This window comes from Paenibacillus sp. P2(2022) (assembly GCF_029522175.1).
GTDB lineage: Bacteria > Bacillota > Bacilli > Paenibacillales > Paenibacillaceae > Paenibacillus > Paenibacillus polymyxa.
Map to the genome: position 1 here is coordinate 1,029,812 of NZ_JAKWFI010000001.1, position 19,790 is coordinate 1,049,601.

The window sequence follows — 19,790 nt, forward strand, 5'->3', positions numbered from 1 at the left end:
TACATGTGGAACTATGGTTTAAGTACCGCATGCACCAAACAGCGAGAGCAAACAGCCTAACCCAAGGGGGAGGGCTGTTTGATTTTCGGTTCAAGGAGAGAGACGGTCATGACAAATAAAAGTACGATTGCCCAAGTGGGTCGCCATGTAGGGGAAACGGTTACAATTGGCGCTTGGGTAAACAATAAGCGGTCTAGCGGTAAAATTCAGTTCCTGCAACTACGTGATGGTAGCGGGTATATTCAAGGGGTTATCGTAAAAAGCGAAGTGTCTGAGGACATTTGGAATGACGCCAAATCCCTGACACAAGAAAGCTCCCTTTATGTAACTGGAATCGTGCGAGAGGAGCCGCGCAGTCAATCGGGCTATGAATTAACGGTTACAGGTATTGAAATCATTCATTTGACCGAAAACTACCCGATTACCCCAAAAGAGCACGGTGTAGATTTCCTGATGGATCATCGCCATTTGTGGCTGCGTTCCGCCAAGCAACGTGCAGTACTGATTATCCGGGCGGAAATTATCCGTGCTGTACAGGAATTTTTCAACGGCAACGGTTTTACGAAGGTAGACCCGCCTATTTTGACTCCTTCTTCTGCGGAAGGTACAACTGAGTTGTTCCACATCAAATATTTTGACGAGGATGCTTATTTGACACAAAGCGGACAGCTGTACATGGAAGCTGCGGCAATGGCGCTGGGTAAAGTATATTCCTTTGGTCCAACCTTCCGTGCAGAAAAATCCAAAACACGTCGTCACCTGATTGAGTTCTGGATGATCGAGCCTGAAATGGCTTTTGTGGATCACGAAGAATCCTTGCGCGTTCAGGAGCAGTTTGTAAGCCATATCGTGCAGTCTGTTCTGAAAAATTGCGCGAAGGAGCTTGAAGCTATCGGACGCGATGTTTCGAAGCTGGAGCAAATTCAAGGCGAGTTCCCACGGATTACGTACGATGAGGCGATTGCCTTCCTTCAAGGTGAAGGATTCGACATCCCGTGGGGAGAAGACTTTGGTGCTCCTCATGAAACAGCTATTGCCGAAAGATATAACAAGCCTGTGTTCATTACGCATTGGCCGACTCACATTAAAGCATTCTATATGAAACCTGACCCATCCCGCCCAGAGGTTGTTCTGTGTGCCGATATGATCGCTCCAGAAGGTTATGGCGAAATTATCGGGGGTTCCCAACGAATTGACGATCCAGCATTGATGGAAGAACGTTTTAACGAGCATAACCTGGCACGTGAAGCCTACCAATGGTATATGGATCTGCGCACCTATGGTACCGTTCCGCATTCTGGCTTTGGATTGGGACTGGAGCGTACAGTAGCATGGATTTGTGGACTCGATCATGTACGTGAAACGATTCCGTTCCCACGTATGCTGTATCGTTTGTATCCATAATCAATGACAGGATCATTTGATAAGACATCAGCGGCAGATTGGGCGGAGGGAGTAGCCTATGCTATGGAAACCGGAATAGTTCAAATTCCCTACGCTTTGCTCAAGCATTATCGGACGCTTCGGCTGACGGATGGTGAAATGCTGCTACTGATGCAGTTACTTGCATTTAAACAAGCGGAACGTAATGAATTTCCGACATGGGAGCAATTGCAGGCTCGAATTGGGTGCACTGCAAACGAAATCGCGCTTTATTTCAGTAAGCTCATGAAAGAAGGGTTTTTGCGAATAGATTCCGTGGAAGACCGCAGTTCATCCGTCCAATTTGAACGTTATAACTTAGCGGGTCTGTATCGCAAGCTGGCTGAATGTATGATCGCCGAGCGTTCGGAGCAGCACGATGAAGATGACATTTTGTTTGCCGGGAAGCCGGATTTACTGAATGGAGTATCGGAATCTCCACTTACAGAAGAACGAAATTTATTCACAATTTTTGAGAAAGAATTCGGCCGACCATTATCACCGATGGAATATGAGACGATCAGCAGTTGGGTAGATCAGGATCGGTATCCGGAGGAGCTTATTTTGCTGGCCCTGAAGGAAGCGGTGTTTGCTGGGAAGGTACATTTCCGGTATATAGATCGTATTCTGCTAGAGTGGAGCCGAAACCGGGTTCGTAATGCACAGGATGCGAAAGAATATGCCCAGCGATTCCGTGGTGGCGGTCGCAATTAAAGTAGCAAACTGAGCCTTTTAGGTAGTAAATTGATGCGCTATGGCTGTCACATTGAAATGGCGATACATGGACAACGCGGAGTATCGCCTGTGCAACATGTAATGTAGGGCAGAAATTTAAAGTGAGCAAGTAGACTTTAATGATAGAGGACACACCCTTCCGATTTGGAGGGTGTGTCCTTTTTAAATTTTTTTTAGAAATATGCAGGGGAAGAAAAATTCCTGGCGTCTATAGTATTGGGAAGGGGGAGAGCGTCATTGATATAGAGAGAATCATTGAACGAATCCGGTCCGGTGATCGGCAGGCGTTCCGTGAGATCGTAGAGCTGTACAGCAAGCATGTATTTCATGTGGCCTATTCGGTACTGCATGACAGCAAGGAAGCAGAGGATGCCGCGCAGGAGGCGTTCGTTCAGGTGTACAAGTCTCTCCCCCAGTACCGGAACGAAGGGTTTAAAACGTGGCTGAGCCGAATTGCGCTTCATAAAGCGCTGGATATCAAGCGCAAACAAGACAGGCGGCCCGCAGAGCTCATAGACGTGGCACAATCCCTTGTGCAGCTCCCTTCCCCGGATGAAGATGTACTGGCCCGTCTCATCCGTGAAGAGCAAACGGTAGAACTATCACAAAAAATCGCCCAGTTGCCCCAGCAGCATCGAGATATTATTCAAGCTTACTATATGCAGGGCAAAACCTACGATCAAATAGCAGAAGAGACGCAGGTAGCTTTAAAAACGGTAGAGTCCAGACTCTATCGGGCACGACTATGGATTCGGAATCACTGGAAGGAGGAGGAATGGCAATGACTGACCAACAGGATAGACCGTGGATGGAAGGGCAAACGAATGACTGGCATGCATACATTACAGGAACTTGTTCGATAGAGGAATCTACCCGACTGGAAAAGCTCTTGTTGGAAGATGAACAAGCGCTGATGCTATATCTTGTCGCACTGGAGCAATTAGAGCCGACATTGGAAGAACACTCTGCCTGGATGGATACGGAGCGCTTCACAGATCAGGTAATGGCCGTTCTTCCTAATATAGAAGCTGAACCGAGTCAAATTATATTCAAAAAACGTCGTTGGTTTGAAAAACCTGTGTTCCACTATGTTATTGCCGCAAGTCTGACGTTGATCTTGCTATCCAGTGGAGCCTTTGACAAAATGATGCCGCAAACAGGCAATAAGCCGGTTCCTTCAAAAGAACGCGTCTCTTACAGTGAAGAAGTCATGCAAGCTACGACAACCTGGCTCGATAAATTAAAGCCCTAAATAAGTTAAGGGTAAGATGAACAAGTTTAAAATCAACCTTCAGTTGGGAATTTTACCAAGATTCCATAAATAGAAAGGAAGTGTAGCGATGCCTTATACGGAACGAAGCAAGCTATTGGCATTTCTATTGAACATCATTCCGGGTGTAGGACACTATTACTGGACCAGAAAAGCCAATGCGTTTGTCTATACGATTTTGTTTTTCGGATGTCTGGCAGGAGGAATATTTTTGTCAGTGATAGCAAGTGACGGAACGCCTTTTTTTGCTAGTATATTTGTTGCTGCCCTTTTATGGGGACTTAGCATGCTGCATATCGTGATTAGCTTGTTACGTTATGATCCTCGTGCTGTCGCTGCTCCATATCCTCCTCATGCAGGTTCTAATCCATATGGCTTCTACTCTCCAAATGGGTCTTATGGACAGACTGGGTTATCAGGAGAGATACCGGAGGGGGCAACAGACACAGGCACCAATACCACGGGGGGAGGTATGGGATCTGGTCCCGGGTATTATCAACAAGGATACTATGGTATGGCAGGATCACCTGCTTTTCAAAAAGGATCGGATAATGAACGATTTTTTACGATTTTGCTGTCATTCATTCCGGGTTTGGGGCACCTTCATTTGGGGCTGATGCAGCGTGGCTTGTCTTTTCTGTTATCCTTCTTTGGCTTTGGCGCGATCCTCATCTTTATTACTAGCATAACGAACGAATCCGGATTTTTGGCGTTTGCAGGCGTGTTGCCGATTATTTGGCTGTATTGCATGTTTGATGCGGTGCAGCATGTACATCGTAAACAAGCTGGAGACATTCTTCAGGACCGGACTTTGTTTGAGGAACTGGAGCATGGAAGAGTTGAGGGACGTCGTAGTAAAATGCTGGCTACCATTTTATCGGTATTTCCCGGTGCCGGACATATGTATATTGGGTTGCAAAAACGTGGACTACAGCTCATGCTACTGTTTTTAGGATTTATCTATATACTGGACGTGCTGCATCTTTCACTCTTTTTGTTTCTAATCCCGGTGGTCTGGTTTTACAGTTTTTTTGATGCATTGCAGCAGGTAAGCCGTTATGGGCAGGAGCAGCTGATCGACAAGCCTGTGATCGGTATGTTTGCTCAATATCATCGCTGGGTAGGCTTGGGACTGCTTCTGCTAGGTGCATACTACATCCTGATTAACGTACTTGTTCCGACACTGGACCGTCTGTTCCCGGATGGACAAATTTACAATTTAGTTGATATGTATTTAAGAACCATTATTGTCTCCCTTCTATTAATTGGCGGCGGTGTTTGGATGATGATCGGTAATTCCAAATTGAAGCGAGCAAAGGAGAAACGATAGAATGGATACTGAATTTTCAAAGAGTGAGGCTTCCTTTAAGGGAGCCCATCACTCTCAGAGCGACGTGACTGGGGCAATAGGTTTATTGGGTACTTCATCCCATAAGAATGGCACCTCCAAGAGCTCAAACGCTCCAACAGGTGTGTGGAAAGTTGGAAGGCTGTCCATGGGGCTTTTTCTGGTACTGCTGGGCGGCGTAACGTTTGCGTCTAAGTTTTGGGGAGCGGGCATACTGGATCAAGCGTTGACGTGGTGGCCTGTCGTGTTTGTTTTGCTGGGACTGGAGATTTTAATGTATACCGCTTGGAAAGGGACACGTGAGCGCATTCGCTATGATCTGTTCAGTATGTTTATTACGGCGATATTGGTTTTTTGTTGTATCGGATTTGCCTTAGTCAGCTCATTGGGCATCACTCCGCAAGTCAGAGAAATGATGAGTTCGGTTCAGAAAACAAGGACTCTCCCAGACTGGCATGAAAAACTCCCTGCCGGAGTGACCAAGGTGATTGTACAGGGAGAAGATCCCTATGCGGTCAAAATTGACGCAACCACCTCACCGGAGGTGCATGTGTTCGGGAATTATATATATACAGGCAATGAGGATGATTTCAAAGGAACGGAGCTGTATCAGACAAAGCAAATTGGAGACACACTATATGTACTTCTCAGCCAGGTTCCCACACGTTTTATGCAGACACATCATCAGCTTGACGTTACCATTGCTGTCCCTGAGGGAATAGCGGTTACTGTGCGTGACAGTCAGGGGAATGTGATTGAAAAATAGAGAGGGCTTCTAGCTTCAGCTTTACATTTTGTATCATTCACGCGATACTTGTTAGGGAAGCCTGAGTTGCACCATGTGACTGGTTATAAGATGTAGTTGCTTACCAGGCGTAACTTGATGATATACATTCGAAGCGAATGTAGTCGGAAAAGAGGGAAAAAATGATTTCTTTAAATCCTGACACACTTACAGAGCGTGAAAATTATAAGCTGTTGACCGGGAGTATTATCCCAAGGCCGGTAGCGTTTGTAACGACTTTGAGCAGCGAAGGGGTGCTGAATGGTGCTCCGTTCAGTTATTTTTCCATCGTTGCTGCCGAGCCGCCACTGCTGTCTGTATCCGTACAGCGTGTCGATGGAGTTTCTAAAGATACAGCGCGTAATGCGATGGAGCACAATGCTTTTGTCGTACATATTACAGACGAAGACAATGTGGGGGCAGTGAATGTGACAGCTTCTCGTCTGTCGCCGGAGGAGAGTGAGGTTACACTGGCAGGTCTCACCCCAATAAAGAGTACAAAAATTGCAGTTCCCGGTGTGACTGAAGCGAAAATACGTATGGAATGTATTTTGGAGAAGGTGATACCGCTGGGAGGCAAGGAGGACACACCTGCCTGTGACCTATTAATTGGGCGCGTAGTGCAGTATCATTTATCAGAGGAAGCGTACCAAAATACATATGTGATTGCCAAGGAGTTGCGTCCGGTGAGTCGGTTGGCTGGAAACAACTATGCAAAGCTAGGTGAGCAATTCACGCTGGAGCGTCCCCAATAGGGGACGTTGTTTTTTTACTATATTGAAAATTGCCATTGCCCTTCATTTAATTTCCAAATTGAACTTCTTAATGATTTAATTCCGGTATCATTTGACTCAGTACAGTATGTTGCATGTATAATTTCTGAAGATAACAACCTTATGTTAAAGTCAGTAATTATAAATGGTATATGGTTCAATGGAGACCTACTCTTTAAAAAGGTTAATTGCATTGACTTGTCGTACTTTCTACCCGACGAACCATACTCAATATAGTCATGAGCTAATAGTTTTTCAAAATCCTCTCTTCGAGCATGCATTAACTGCTTTTCTAAACTTAATATTATATCTTTTAATTCTTTACTCAACTTATCACCCCAGTTGCCTTTTAATTTGCAGTGATACCTTCATGGGATTAAAAAAGTCCATTTGAGAAAAACAGGTTAGTTTTTAGGTAGCCAGTAGAATAGGTTGCTTTTTTTAAAATAAAAAAGAGAACGTTCCGTGCTTTCGCTAGGTACCGTTCTCAATATTCATTCAATGACCACTTTTACCATTCAATGATACGCATCTTTAATATTTATAATTTATTCATTTTGAAGTTTTCAGTAGCAAGGAGCGATAGGTCGTTTCAAACAGAAATTCAAACGCCTCCAGATGCTTTTTAGCTTCAAACACATCACGACCCCATGCATAAATGCCATGATTACGCAATAAAATGCCTGGAACCTGATCATTCAGCACGTCTGGTACCAGCTTGGCAATTGAGGCGATGTCAGCATAATTTGGCAGTACGGGAATCTGAATGGCGGCATTTTCCTCCCAAATGTTAAAAGCCTTAATGAGCTCGATGCCTTGCACAGGTACAAAGCCCTGCTCACCGTAATATTCGGAAATCAGGTTGTTAAACACGGTATGCACATGAAAAACTGCTCCACAGCCTGTCAGGCGGTAAATTTCGCAATGGATGAGCGTCTCTGCACTTGGCTTGAGGTTTGTGGCTTCTGCCGCTTTTCCGTATTGGTCTACGAACAGAAAATCCTCAGGAGTACGTTTGGTCTTATCCTTGCCGCTAGCGGTGACTGCAAAATAAAATTGTTCTGGGTGAAAATTACCGATTCGGATCGACAGATTACCGCTTGTACCTGGGAACCAGTTGCGAGAGGCGAATAGCTCCTTGACATCAGCGAGTTCTTCCAGTGAACGGCGTTTTTCCTCAAACGAAATGTCTGCCAAGTTAAAACTCATTACAGTACCCCCTGCTCCTGTTTTTGCTTTAAATCCTCGATAATATCGTCAAATGTCTCAAAGGGTACATGCGGTACGCCAAGCTCTTGACACTTTAATGTCAGATGTGAGCGGGAGTACACAAGGTCGGCAATTTTGGCTCCTTCAAAATCTGTCAGGCTGTCGCCAATCAAAATCCGTTCGTATTGCTCGGGAGGGTATTGACGAATGACGGTCGTTTTGCACATGCCACAGTCATTCTTACATGGCTCCTCACACCGATGCGGCCACGTGATCTGGATGTGAGCCCCGGAAAAATCCGCTCCGTTGCAAAAAATGTGATCCTGCGGGATGCCGAACGGTTCTAGCAATGGATCAATAAAAAAATCAATGCCGCCGCTAGTAACGAAAAATTCAATCTGCTGCTCTCGTACAAAGTCCAAAAAGCGTGCAAAGCCCTGACGTATACCCGCTTGTCCAAGTACATATGAGATAACGTCTTCCTTAAGCTTCGAAGGCATCAAGGCGAACATCGCACCTACGCCTTCACGAATGGACATATGCCCGTTCACGATTTGATGCATGATGGGCTCATAGCCCACAGGCTTAAAATGCTTCATAATAGCGACAATATTATCACTGTTCGTAATGGTCCCGTCAAAATCACAAAAAATGACAGGCTTCTTGGCTGTGCTCATCGTTCGCCTCCCCACGTGTCGAGCGCAGATTGCAACTCAGGATGAGTGCGGGCGTATTGGGCCAGCGGGACATTCTGCTGCACCGCCTCAATCGCCTGCACAAAAGCGCGCCCACCAGCTTCCGTACCCAGTGGATGTCCGTGAATACCGCCCCCGGCGTTAACCACCACATCAGTACCAAAGTCGCGTACAATGAGTGGCACCAGACCTGGGTGTATCCCTGCGGAAGGGACAGGCATGCTGGTCTTCAGCGGTAGAGCAGGGGTGATCAGCTCGTCGCGAATCGCCATGTTTTCCTTACGCGGCATTGTCACTGAGCCATAGGGGGAAGGGAAGAGAACGAGATCAGCACCAGCTAGCCGCATAAGCTGACCAAGCAGGACGGACGCCGATATACCATAATGAGGTGATGGGTATGCAGCACCTGCTAATGAAGGATGGGCTGCAATCGGTACCGAAACGGCGGGATCGCTGCTAAGCTCATGCAGCACATCATAACCATAGGCCAGCACGTTAAACAGTAACGCGTTCGCGCCTGCGTCAATAGCCTTGAGGGCTTGCGTCTTGAGCTGCGAGGTTGGACCGGTTAAATTAGCGGCATACAGCAGCTTTTTACCAGTTTCACGTTCAGCCGCTTCGGCAGCCCGGATACAGGCTTCGACACGTTTTTCAATCGGCGTCAGCCCATTTTCAAACAAGATCTCGTCATCTTTGATCAGATCAACGCCGCCGAGAGCCTGACGGGTAAACTGTTCACGCAGTTCGTCCAAATTGAGCCCAATTATGGATTTGAAAATGCTCATGAGCAGAGGCCGGTCATACACGCCAAGCTGCTCACGCAAGCCGCTGATACCGAATTTCGGACCTGAAAAAGCAGAGAGGAATGCTTCCGAGAAACCCAGCTTCGTCAGCTTAATTCGGCCATCCATCGAAATTTTGCCGAAGACCGTAACCAACAATGCGGGAATATCACGGCTGAAATTGACATCCGGGTAAGCGATCGTTAAGTCGGCGTACCGCTCACCGGGACCTCCATCGTGAATATCCACAGATTGAACAGAGCCGAGATGCTTTTGCATCGCATCCCGCTTGGCCTGCGGGAGCTCAGTCCAGCTGCCCACCGTCATGCCGATGGCAATAGATTGGGCCTTTTGCTTAAAATCAGCTTTGTCATCGTATATTCGGTAGGTCGCCAGGCAATAGCTCACTCAATTCCCTCCTTAAGTACAGCTCCCATCTCGCGGGATCGTTCAGCGCAGCGCTGCACCGCCGCAATCACCGTTTCGTAGAAGTCACCTTTGTCCAGTGTTTCCAATGCAGCTACCGTGGAGCCATTAGGAGACATGATTTTATGACGAAGGGCAGAAGGCTCCTCTCCGGTTTGCTGGACCATGCGTGCTGCGCCAAGCGCAGTTTGCACTGTTAGTTCATGCGCTTGTTCAGGAGTCAAGCCACCGCGGATTCCCCCGGCAATCATCGCCTCCATTAAGTAGTAGACATAGGCAGGGCCGCTTCCGGAAATGCCGGTCAGTACATCCATTTTCTCTTCCTCTATAACCGTTACTGTACCTACGGATTCGAACATCGTAAGCACGTTTTTACGTTGAGTTTCGCTGATCTCCTTGGAAAAACTGATGCCTGTGGCTCCCAGTCCAATCGAACTGGATGTGTTGGGCATCGTTCGTGCGATTGGCTGTTTGCGACCAAGCAACGTTTGCATGGTACGAATAGACAACCCGGCGATGACCGAAATGATCAGCTGTTCATCTGACAGAAGGGGACCGAGCTGTCCAAGTGCCCCGGCAGCATCTTTAGGCTTCATGGCAAGCACGATCACTGGAGAATGACGCAGCAGTTCCGTTTTGGCTGCATCCTCAGTTTGGAACAATACTCCGTATTGCTGTTGGAGTTCTTCTAGACGAGCCTGATTACTGCGGTTGATGACGGTAATACCGCCACGTTTAACGACAGAACGATTCGTCATCCCACGAATAATAGCCTCAGCCATTGAACCTGCACCGAAGAACGTAATTTGCTCGTTAATTAACACCTTTGTTTGTGATTCACACATGGATTCATACCTCCAAAGATACGGATTGATTTATGATATTATTCCCTGATTTGTCCAGTACCGTACACGCGGTATTTGGTTGAAGTCAAGGCAGGCAACCCCATAGGGCCGCGGGCATGTAATTTTTGTGTGCTGATTCCGATCTCGGCACCAAATCCAAACTCGAAGCCATCCGTGAAGCGGGTGGATGCATTGTGGTACACGGCTGCCGCGTCCACTTCTTGCAGAAAACGCTCAGCATGAGCTTTATTCTCAGTAACAATACACTCTGAATGCATCGTGCCATACCGGGCAATATGCTCCAGTACTTCGTCCAAATTGTTTACGACTTTTACATTCAAAATGTAATCATTGTACTCAGTGCCATAATCCTCTTCCGTCGCAGAGACAGCCCAAGGAGCTAGTTCTCGTGTCCGTGCACATCCGCGCAGCTCAACCCCAGCATCACGAAAACGTTCAGCCAATCCTGTTAAATGTGCTTGGGCATAATCCGAGTGTACGAGCAGTGTTTCCATTGAGTTGCACACGGACGGTCTTTGTACCTTCGCATTGAGTGTAATCGCTTCGGCCATTTCTACATTCGCTGTAGCGTCCAAGAACGTATGGCATACGCCAGCCCCGGTTTCGATGACAGGCACGGTAGCATTCTGAACAACATTTTGAATGAGTGAACGCCCGCCGCGTGGAATAATCACATCCAGCAAGCCGTTCAAGGTGAGCATTTCGCTGACGGAGGCACGGTCTGAATCTTCAATGAGTTGAAGCGCCTCGCGTGGCACGGCTGTTGCGTCTAGCGCCTGCTGAAGCACTTCAATGATCTTGCGGTTGGAGGAGAGAGCAGCCGAACCCCCGCGCAGCACAACCGGATTGCCTGTTTTCAAGCACAGACCCGCTGCATCCACAGTCACATTTGGACGCGCTTCATATATGATTCCGATGACACCCAGCGGTACACGTATTTTCTCAATCCGCAGACCATTTGGACGTTCAATTTGCTCAAGCGTGTCGCCGACCGGATCAGGTAGTGCCGCAATTTGCCGCAATCCTTCAGCAATAGCTCCAATTCGTTCCTCGGTCAGCTTGAGGCGGTCGAGCAGCGATTCCGACGTTCCCAACTCCCGACCACGTTTTAAGTCCATATGATTCGCTGCAATCAGCTCTTCTGCATGGTTTACTAGAGCTTCAGCCATAGCAAGCAATGCTTCGTTTTTTTGTGCTGTAGTCAGTCGGTTCATAACCCCGGCACTTTTTTTCGCGAGACTTGCTTTGGTTCGTACTTCGCTGAACTGGTTATCCTCTGTTATTGCTGTGTTTGTCGTTAAATCACTCATATTATGGCCTCCCTACATACATAATGTAATCCATTCATCCCTGTGGATCACCTCAAGCCGATGGATGGGACCAATTTTGCCCACAACCTCACCGCTAGGTAAACCTTGTACCATTTTAAGCTGTTCATCATCATAATTGACGATGCCGCGTCCTAATACCTTATTTTCCGGTCCCAGTACCTCAACGACATCTCCAGCATGAAAGCTGCCTTCGACACGTCGTACGCCAACCGGAAGCAGACTATGTCCTCCGTGTACTAACGCTTCTTCGGCCCCTTGGTCTACATGCACCGAGCCCAGAGGGGTGGACATAAAGCCAAGCCATTGTTTTTTCATCGGCAGTGAGGAGAGGTGAGTATCAAAATAAGTGCCCGGTCCGTGTCCTTCGACGGCTGCGTCCAGATCACCATTTTCGCTTACCCGTCCCACATATACAGGCACACCGCCGCGTGTAGCCACTTTGGCAGCCTCGATTTTGGATCGCATGCCGCCAGTTCCTACTGCTGATCCAGAACCTCCGGCTAATGCATAAATCTCCTCTGTAATTTCCTCGATACGTTCAAAACGTACAGCGTTTGGATGCTTGCGCGGGTCAGCCGTATATACGCCATCGGTATCCGTAATGATAATCAAATGCTGGGCTTTGACCAGATTGGCAACCAGTGCAGACAGCATATCATTATCGCCGAATTTCAATTCGTCAATCGATACGGTGTCATTTTCGTTAAAAATCGGGATAACCTGCTGGCGCAGCAATTCTTCTACAGTCATTCCGGCATTGTTCATCCGTTTGCGGCTCAGAAAGTCACTACGGGTCAGCAGAACCTGCGCGATTACGAGGTCAAAATTTTTAAAAGCCTGCTCATAGGCTTGCATGAGAAGAGCTTGGCCAACGGCAGCTGCCGCTTGCTTTTCATGCAGCAGTTTGGGCCGAAAGGGATACCCAATCTCCCGGAATCCGGCGGCTACAGCGCCTGATGTAACCAGCAGCACTTCATGGCCTTTTGCACGAAGCAAGCTGATTTCCCTAGCAAAATAAGCGATGGCTTCCCGATTAAGACCACCTTCCACTCCAGTCAGGGAGCTGCTACCGATTTTAATGACGATACGTGTTGACAAGACGTCCACTTCCTTAATTTTACTCTTTTTAATGCAAAAAAACTTCCATCCTTTGTATGCAAAGGACGAAAGTTTGTGCTTCCGCGGTACCACCTTCATTGATGATTCATGATCATCCCACTTAAAACCTGTTAACGGCAGGAACCGCCTGATTGCGCAGGGCGCTCGGGGATAGGAGTTGGGAGAGAGTCCAGGTAAATTCTTGCAGCCTATCGGAATTTACTCTCTGAACAGGACTGAGCCTCTCTTAGTAGTCCCTTCAACGCGCTAAATGATATTGGATACAGAATACCACGAAAAGACTAGGTTTGGCAAAGAAGTTGTAGCTGGAAAATACGGCTTAACCAAACAGGTTTAGCTTGCCAATTCGATCAGCCGCCTCGGCCAGTCGAGCTTCTGAGCTCAGAAGCCCTGCTCGCACATATCCTTCGCCGCCGCTACCGAACCCAATCCCTGGAGCGACAGCTACCTTGACTTCACGCAGTAGCAGATCGGCAAAAGAAGCCGAAGTATAGCCCTGCGGCACAGGCAACCAGCTGAAGAAGGAGCCGCTTGGACGCGTCGCCTTCCAGCCTATTTGACCAAGGGCATCATAAAAAGCGTTGCGGCGTGATTCATAGCGAGCAACCAGCTCGGTTACGCATTCCTGTGAGGACGTCAGAGCTGTCGCCGCTGCTGCCTGAATACCTCCAAACAGGCTTACATAAATATGGTCCTGTAGCAAATTAATCAGCGAGATGATCTTGGCATTACCGAGTGCGAAACCAACACGCCAGCCGGCCATGTTGTATGTTTTGGACAAGGTATAGAACTCAATCCCCACATCCTTAGCCCCCTCGGCCTGTAGGAAGCTTACAGGCCGCTTGCCATCGAATCCAATAGCGCCATAGGCAAAATCGCTGGCAACCACAATACCGTTACGTAGCGAAAATTCAACCGTATCCTCGTAAAAGGAGAGTGGGGCAGTTGCCGCAGTGGGATTATTCGGATAATTAAGGAACATTAATTTGGCGCGGCGGCGATCTTCTTCGGAAATGGCTTCATAATCAGGCAGAAAACGGTTCTCTTCCTTTAAGGGGAGAAATGACATTTCCGCTTTAGCCAAGGCTACGCCAGACCAGTAATCCGGGTAGCCGGGATCAGGGACGAGACACACATCGCCGGGATTGAGCAAAACTTGCGGTAGCTGAACCAAGCCTGTTTTTCCGCCAAACAGGATGGCGACCTCGCTTTCCGGGTCAAGCGTTACACCGTAATCCTCCTGATAGCGCTGGACGATGGCTTCTTTGAGAAAGCTGTAGCCGCGGAAAGGAGAATATTTATGATACAGCGGGTTATCCGCTGATTCCTGTAAATCTTTTACAATATGAGATGGAGTAGGAGTGTCCGGGTTTCCCTGTCCGAGATTAATGACATCATGCCCTGCTGCAATTTCACGGTTTACATTTTGTACAAGTGTGGCAAAAAATTGAGTGGGTAACTGTTTCATGACGTCAGCCGAGGGAATAGAAAAATGAGTCATCAATGTACACGACCTTTTGGAATAGTTTAAGAAACAATCTATCACGATTTTACCGAGTTGTATAGGGGGAATTGAGCTTGTATGGTTGCGTAACCCAGACTAATCGGGCTATGATGGGAGAAAATACCGGACAATGGGACACGGGAAAAGTTCCGGCTCATAGAGAGGATGAAGAACTTTGACGTATCAGGAAGCTCAGCCATTCGGTGTGGCACTTATACAAGCTCATATAGAGATAGGAAATCCTCCCGAAAACCACAATCATATCCGTTCTTTAATGGAACAAGCGGTAAAGGCCGAACAAAAGCCAGATCTGATTGTTCTACCGGAAATGTGGAATACAGGTTATGCCTTGGATCGCATTCATGAGCTGGCGGACGAAGAGGGGACGGAGACTCGGGCATGGATAGCGGCATTTGCCGCCACTTATCAAGTGAATGTAGTAGCAGGGTCGATCGCAGAGAAAAAAAGCGACGGTCATGTATACAATACGATGCTCGTTTTTGACCGTACAGGCAAAGAGGTAGCGTCGTATTCTAAAATTCATCTGTTCCGACTTATGGATGAAGAGAAATATTTACAGCCTGGCGAGGAGAAAGTTGTATTCGCACTGGATGGCGGAATACAGGCTGGGGCGTCAATTTGTTACGATATCCGTTTTCCTGAGCTGGCTCGCAGTCTGGCCCTGTCTGGCGCAAATTTGCTGATCGTACCTGCAGAATGGCCTCATCCCCGGCTTCACCACTGGCGTACCCTGCTGACCGCACGGGCTATTGAAAATCAGATGTATGTCATTGCTTGTAACCGGGTAGGTCGTAGTGGAGATACCGATTTCTTCGGGCATTCGCTCATCATTGATCCATGGGGAGAAATGATTGCCGAAGGCGGAGAGCAGGAGGAGATTCTCACAGGCTCAATTGAGTCTGCCTTGGTTCAGGACGTGCGTGGGCGTATTCCAGTGTTTGAAGATCGGCGTCCCCTGCTGTATGACCGATAGTCAGTATAGAAAGGATAATCCATGCTTAAGGAACGCATTGAATTTTTGTGTAAAAAGAAAAACCTATCCCGTAAAGAGTTAGTAGACGGATTAGTTACACCTGCACATTTTGCGAATATATTGGCTGACCGTTACCCGCTGGCTGAGGATTTAGCTGAGCAAATTGCTGAACGTCTAGGTGTACAATCTTCCTACCTATTACGTGCATCGGCAGAGGATGAGGAGACGCTGGCTACAGCGGATACGATTTTCACAGAGCTGTCCAAGCTGGCTAATCCCGCTACGGAAAGCTATGTGGATCAGTTGGAGGATCGCAACGATTCGCTCGTGGTGGAAATGACGACTTATTTGATGAAGGCTGTTTATTTCCAGCAGCTAAATGACCCAACAGCCTATGAATATTTGCATCAAACCTATTTGAATTTTTATTTGGAGAGGTTTGGTCGCTCGGATGAGGTGGAGTTGCCCGCACCACTAAAAAAAGCAATTTTATTTTATAAAATTCAATATTTCCGCTCTAAAAATCATTATTATGATGTACTAAATAACGTTACGCAGCTCATCCGCCTGGTGGATGAGGGAACCGAAAACTGGCTGAATGCGCAAAACATTATGATGGAGGCCTGCATTCAGGTCAAGCAATTTGATCAGGCCAAACAGGTGTTTGAGCAAACAATGCGCAGGGTATATGATGATCGGCTCTTTCACCGTCTGACGGGCCTGTACGTGACTTATAGCGGATATTGCTTTGCTATGGGTTCTGTACAGGAAGCACTGTTAACGTTGTCTATGGCGGAGGCGAATTTGGTCTATTTGGAAAATGCGGCAGATATGCTTACGACGATCCTGAACAATCGGATTATTATGCTGACATCGATTGGCGAGCTGGATAAGGCCTTGGAGGAAGTAGTGCGTTTTGAAGCATTGGTGAGTCGGGAGCGAGAGGAAATGCAACAAATGATGCTGCCCGTTACGCTGATATACCGTTGTGAGATTGCATTTGCCCGAAAAAACTGGGGACTGCTCTCACAGCATCTGGATCAGCTACGTAAAACTAATCTGACAACGGATCAGCAAATGGGGCTTGATTTTTATGAAAGCCAGCTTGCGCTTGCCCAGGGAAAACAGGATGCTTTTTGGACGCATGCTCTGCAATGTTTGCCTTATTTTGAAACTCTCCAGCATCCAGCGCGGCTTGAGCAACTATATGAAACGCTGGCTGTAGTATCGGAGGACAGTCGTCGCTATAAAGAATCATCAGCGTATTATCGTAAACTGGTCTATCTTTTGCGTAAAAAATAGGCTGAATGCACTCGTTTTTCACAAAACATTCAGATGATCGTGCAAAAGAATGCTCTGAAGTGCGCAAAATTTTGTGCAAACCGCCCCAAAGCTCAAAACTAAACCGACAAAAAACAGTTTAAAGCTGCTGTTTTTTCGGTTTTTTTGTATGCGTCAAAACGTATTGTGGTGTTGGATACCGTCTTCTATACTGAATTCATAAGGTACAACAATACAAAATATGAGGTGCAACCACATGATGAACTTTTTCGGTAAGAAGAAAAAACAGCAGGATGCGATAGAACATGCAGATCAACTGATGAATAAGGGCTTGTCCGGATTATTTATGAAAGGTCTGGTCCCCAAAGAGCATCGGGAACAGATCAACCAGAGCTTAAACTCGGCAAGACAAGCTCAAACGGCGGCTAACGGAGGCTTGGCGATGGCAGCAACTGCGGTTGTGATTTCGGTAACAGATACCGGGAAGCTCGTGAATTTTGATCCGATTGTGGTGCTTGTACTAGATGTGACGGAAGTTAGCGGCAATCGATACCAAAAAACGCTGGAAACGCTCGTATCTAAGCTGCAAATTCCGCGACCTGGAGATGTGGTGGGTCTGGGTAGCAATCCGGCAAATCCATCAGAGCTGATTTATATGGGGCTGGTGACAGCGTAAATGATTGGCGGGCGTTTCACCATTCTTGCGAGCACATTTTTTAAATAAATGATTGAAAAAGGGGTTTTGGAGAATGAAAGGATTTTTGAGTTTGATCGGGGTACTTCTGGTGTTTGGCGTAGGGTTTTCGCCTTTTCTGGCTGAATATTTATGGGATGATCCATTTTTGATTATGGATGCTCCGTGGTATCGGCCGTTAATTTATACAGGCTTTGCACTTATATTTCTACCGGGTATTTTAGGTTTGTTTTTTGGTGGCGGTAAAGTCAAGAAGGGTGTTCCGGGGGTTGGAATCATTACAAGTGTTCAACAAACAGGGACTTATGTAAACAATCAGCCACAGGTAAAGCTCGGGTTGACCGTAACCAAACAGGGTGAAGATAAATATGATACTGCCTTGACGACGATTATTCCTTTGACCTCCATGGCTCAATTTCAGCCAGGCTCGATCATTCCGTTGATCGTATCTGAGAAAGACAAAATGAAGGTAGGTCTTGATCTGAAAGGCCAGGTGTCGCAAATGGATTTGCAAGCGTTAATGAATGAGCAGATGGTCAAGCAGGGCGTCTCGCCTGAGCTGATGGAAATCGCCAAAACCGGTGAGCAGGCTTACGCGAAGATACTGGATGTTACACCCATGGGGGAAGCGGGACCTAATAAAATCAAGCTTCAGTTTACACTGACAATAACGAAAAGCAACGGCGAGACATTTAATGTAACCACGCAGAAGGAAGTTTTTTCTTCCCAACTATCCAAACTGCAGCAGGGAAGTATTATAGAGGTGATATATTCGCCTCAAGATCCTTCGAAACTGGTTATTAAAACACAAGTGAGTGAATCCGACGTGCAGCAAGCATTTGGTTCATCCCGATAAAAAAATTGTTGAATCTGTTTCAGATACAGCCCATAGGTGTATTATAATAGTATCCCGACACCAGGAGGTTGATAACGATGGATAACCAAAGTAGATCCGAACTGGCGAATAGGGATGGCCTGTCACGGCCGAGAGGCTTAAATAGACAGGTTGTCGGAAACAACTTTGAAATGGGCTATGATCAGGATAAAAGTCCACCCCATGTAGGGAGACCCTGATCACAACAAGGCGAGGACAGGCACTTTGGGATCACACAGCACATTGGAACTGAGGTAGGACATTCTTGGATACCAAGACTAGAGACCTTAAGGAAAGAAGTGATGCGGGATGGATAAAGTGGAGTTTCCGAGCAAGTGTAGAGTAATCAGGCGAGGCTGACATGGATTTCAAATGAACATGAAATGTGGTTCGTTGAAGACAGAGGGAAGCAATCGCAACAGTGTAATCGAACCCGTGATCTAAATGCCGTATTGAAAGTATAGGGGCGAAGCCCCAGGACCGTCTTCCTCTCTGGCTTGGGCTGGGGAGGAAGACGGTCCTTTTCACGTTCGATGCTACTTTTGAGAAAGTTGCTTGACCGTTTCTCGGAAGGTATCAATAAAAGCTTCGGCAGCTTTAGACAAATAACGTCCGTTCCGGTAAGCAATCGCCAGGGTACGGCTGGGGGTAGGTTCGGCTAGTGGCAGCAATGCTGGAACAAACTCGCTGCTGGCGGCGCGGGCGATAAAACGGGGAACGAGCGTCACTCCCATACCTGTCGCTACGAGCGATTGGAGTGTCTCCATATTGGTGCTTTCAAACACCACATTAGGTTCAAAGCCTGCCTGATGACACAGATCCATCGTCAGCTTGCGGAAGCCTTGCCCTTTTTTCAGGACGACAAAAGGCTCGTCTTTAAGTTCTTCCATGTGCACTGGCTGCGGCTGATTACCGTTTTTACGCAGGGCTAGGAGATGACCTGGAGGAACAGCGAGATCAATCCACTCTTCACCGATGGGTACATAAGAAAGTGTAGGTTCTACTAGGGGAAGAGAGAGCAGGCTGAGATCGGTATCGCCACTTGCCGTTTTTTTCTCCAAATTCATGGATGAATCTTCGACTAACACGATTTCAATGTCTGGATGAGCCCTCTTGAATACAGGCAGCACATGTGGCAGCAAATGGGAGCCCGTGATAGGCATACTGCCAACGACGACCTTCCCTTTTCTCAACTGAGAGATATCGTCCATTTCCTGCCGGAGCTGTTCCACCGCGTCGACTATTTTTTTTGCCTTTTCCACAAAGCTTGCTCCGGCATGTGTTAATTCCACCGTGCTGGTGTTGCGTTGAAATAACAGTACCCCAAGCTCTTTTTCCAGTTTGGACAATTGCTGGCTCAACGAAGGCTGAGCAATGTGCAGTTTTTCTGCTGCGCGTGAGAAGTTTTTTTCCGCTGCAATTTGCAGGGTGTACTGAAGCTGTCTGAATTCCATCGAATTTTATGCTCCTTATCTTATAAGCTTTTCCTATTACATCATAGACTGATTATACAATAATAAAATTAAATGCCCAATCCTAACGAATCTCATGTGTCACAAGTTTTATATAAGATGAAGCGTTTATTCACAAATAGAGTCTTTTAATATAGATAATTAATTCCCTTAACATTCTCCTGATAAAACATAATTAATCTTAGTTCTGGTTGTACAAAAAAAAGGTCTG

Annotated in this window: 21 protein-coding genes; 12 read left to right on the forward strand and 9 right to left on the reverse strand. The window is 47.0% G+C overall.

Going from position 1 to position 19,790, the window contains the following annotated elements; translation table 11 throughout:
• The first annotated feature begins 108 nt into the window (after positions 1–108).
• The 7 genes from asnS (at position 109) to MMB75_RS04525 (ending at position 6,314) form a co-directional block, all read left to right on the forward strand.
• Positions 109–1,404 (forward strand): asparagine--tRNA ligase, encoded by a 1,296-nt coding sequence (gene asnS, locus MMB75_RS04495; RefSeq protein WP_016822173.1) that lies wholly within the window; start codon positions 109–111, stop codon positions 1,402–1,404.
• Between the two features lie 3 nt (positions 1,405–1,407).
• The gene (locus MMB75_RS04500; protein WP_045244461.1) at positions 1,408–2,136 is read left to right on the forward strand and encodes a DnaD domain-containing protein; all 729 of its coding nucleotides are present in this window, start codon (positions 1,408–1,410) and stop codon (positions 2,134–2,136) included.
• Between the two features lie 140 nt (positions 2,137–2,276).
• Entirely contained in the window at positions 2,277–2,942 is a 666-nt protein-coding gene (locus tag MMB75_RS04505; protein ID WP_016822171.1) for an RNA polymerase sigma factor, read from the forward strand.
• Positions 2,939–3,409 carry a hypothetical protein gene (locus MMB75_RS04510; protein ID WP_016822170.1) on the forward strand — a complete coding sequence of 157 codons (471 nt, stop codon included), beginning with the start codon at positions 2,939–2,941 and terminating at the stop codon, positions 3,407–3,409. Before MMB75_RS04505 ends, MMB75_RS04510 begins: the two co-directional genes overlap by 4 nt.
• 88 nt (positions 3,410–3,497) lie before the next feature.
• Positions 3,498–4,757, forward strand: a complete 1,260-nt coding sequence (locus MMB75_RS04515) for a hypothetical protein (protein WP_016822169.1) — start codon at positions 3,498–3,500, stop codon at positions 4,755–4,757.
• Position 4,758: 1 nt separating this feature from the next.
• Positions 4,759–5,541, forward strand: a complete 783-nt coding sequence (locus tag MMB75_RS04520) for a hypothetical protein (RefSeq protein WP_045244462.1) — start codon at positions 4,759–4,761, stop codon at positions 5,539–5,541.
• Between the two features lie 161 nt (positions 5,542–5,702).
• Positions 5,703–6,314 carry a flavin reductase family protein gene (locus MMB75_RS04525; RefSeq protein WP_025365106.1) on the forward strand — a complete coding sequence of 204 codons (612 nt, stop codon included), beginning with the start codon at positions 5,703–5,705 and terminating at the stop codon, positions 6,312–6,314.
• 17 nt (positions 6,315–6,331) lie between these two features.
• Here MMB75_RS04525 and MMB75_RS04530 read toward each other — a convergent pair whose 3' ends face one another.
• From MMB75_RS04530 to MMB75_RS04565, 8 genes are all read right to left on the reverse strand, one after another.
• Positions 6,332–6,661 (reverse strand): nuclear transport factor 2 family protein, encoded by a 330-nt coding sequence (locus MMB75_RS04530; RefSeq protein WP_080942674.1) that lies wholly within the window; start codon positions 6,659–6,661, stop codon positions 6,332–6,334.
• Between the two features lie 223 nt (positions 6,662–6,884).
• On the reverse strand, positions 6,885–7,541 hold the full coding sequence (locus tag MMB75_RS04535) for a methylthioribulose 1-phosphate dehydratase (protein WP_016822165.1): 657 nt from the start codon (positions 7,539–7,541) through the stop codon (positions 6,885–6,887).
• Complete coding sequence (locus MMB75_RS04540) at positions 7,541–8,218, reverse strand: 2-hydroxy-3-keto-5-methylthiopentenyl-1-phosphate phosphatase (protein WP_016822164.1); 678 nt, start codon at positions 8,216–8,218, stop codon at positions 7,541–7,543. Before MMB75_RS04540 ends, MMB75_RS04535 begins: the two co-directional genes overlap by 1 nt.
• Positions 8,215–9,426, reverse strand: a complete 1,212-nt coding sequence (locus MMB75_RS04545) for a 2,3-diketo-5-methylthiopentyl-1-phosphate enolase (protein ID WP_016822163.1) — start codon at positions 9,424–9,426, stop codon at positions 8,215–8,217. Before MMB75_RS04545 ends, MMB75_RS04540 begins: the two co-directional genes overlap by 4 nt.
• Complete coding sequence (proC, locus tag MMB75_RS04550) at positions 9,423–10,289, reverse strand: pyrroline-5-carboxylate reductase (protein ID WP_016822162.1); 867 nt, start codon at positions 10,287–10,289, stop codon at positions 9,423–9,425. The genes MMB75_RS04545 and proC overlap by 4 nt, the downstream gene beginning before the upstream one ends.
• Positions 10,290–10,327: 38 nt before the next feature.
• Positions 10,328–11,620 (reverse strand): glutamate-5-semialdehyde dehydrogenase, encoded by a 1,293-nt coding sequence (locus tag MMB75_RS04555; protein WP_045244463.1) that lies wholly within the window; start codon positions 11,618–11,620, stop codon positions 10,328–10,330.
• Between the two features lie 12 nt (positions 11,621–11,632).
• Positions 11,633–12,838, reverse strand: a complete 1,206-nt coding sequence (gene proB / locus MMB75_RS04560) for a glutamate 5-kinase (protein ID WP_016822160.1) — start codon at positions 12,836–12,838, stop codon at positions 11,633–11,635.
• Between the two features lie 241 nt (positions 12,839–13,079).
• Positions 13,080–14,261, reverse strand: a complete 1,182-nt coding sequence (locus MMB75_RS04565; RefSeq protein WP_016822159.1) for a pyridoxal phosphate-dependent aminotransferase — start codon at positions 14,259–14,261, stop codon at positions 13,080–13,082.
• Positions 14,262–14,439: 178 nt separating this feature from the next.
• Here MMB75_RS04565 and MMB75_RS04570 point away from each other — a divergent pair, with 178 nt between their 5' ends.
• The 5 genes from MMB75_RS04570 (at position 14,440) to MMB75_RS04590 (ending at position 18,307) form a co-directional block, all read left to right on the forward strand.
• The gene (locus MMB75_RS04570) at positions 14,440–15,258 is read left to right on the forward strand and encodes a carbon-nitrogen family hydrolase (protein WP_016822157.1); all 819 of its coding nucleotides are present in this window, start codon (positions 14,440–14,442) and stop codon (positions 15,256–15,258) included.
• A 21-nt stretch (positions 15,259–15,279) separates the two neighbouring features.
• Positions 15,280–16,560, forward strand: coding sequence for a helix-turn-helix domain-containing protein (locus MMB75_RS04575; RefSeq protein WP_016822156.1), 1,281 nt, complete (start codon positions 15,280–15,282; stop codon positions 16,558–16,560).
• Between the two features lie 235 nt (positions 16,561–16,795).
• On the forward strand, positions 16,796–17,215 hold the full coding sequence (locus MMB75_RS04580; protein WP_016822155.1) for a hypothetical protein: 420 nt from the start codon (positions 16,796–16,798) through the stop codon (positions 17,213–17,215).
• A 73-nt stretch (positions 17,216–17,288) separates the two neighbouring features.
• Entirely contained in the window at positions 17,289–18,089 is an 801-nt protein-coding gene (locus tag MMB75_RS04585; protein WP_016822154.1) for a DUF3592 domain-containing protein, read from the forward strand.
• Between the two features lie 77 nt (positions 18,090–18,166).
• Entirely contained in the window at positions 18,167–18,307 is a 141-nt protein-coding gene (locus tag MMB75_RS04590) for a hypothetical protein (protein WP_016822153.1), read from the forward strand.
• Between the two features lie 336 nt (positions 18,308–18,643).
• Here the strand turns inward: MMB75_RS04590 and MMB75_RS04595 are convergent, their stop codons facing one another.
• A complete protein-coding gene (locus MMB75_RS04595) occupies positions 18,644–19,561 on the reverse strand; it encodes a LysR family transcriptional regulator (RefSeq protein WP_016822152.1) in 918 nt (305 codons plus the stop codon).
• Between the last annotated feature and the right edge of the window lie 229 nt (positions 19,562–19,790).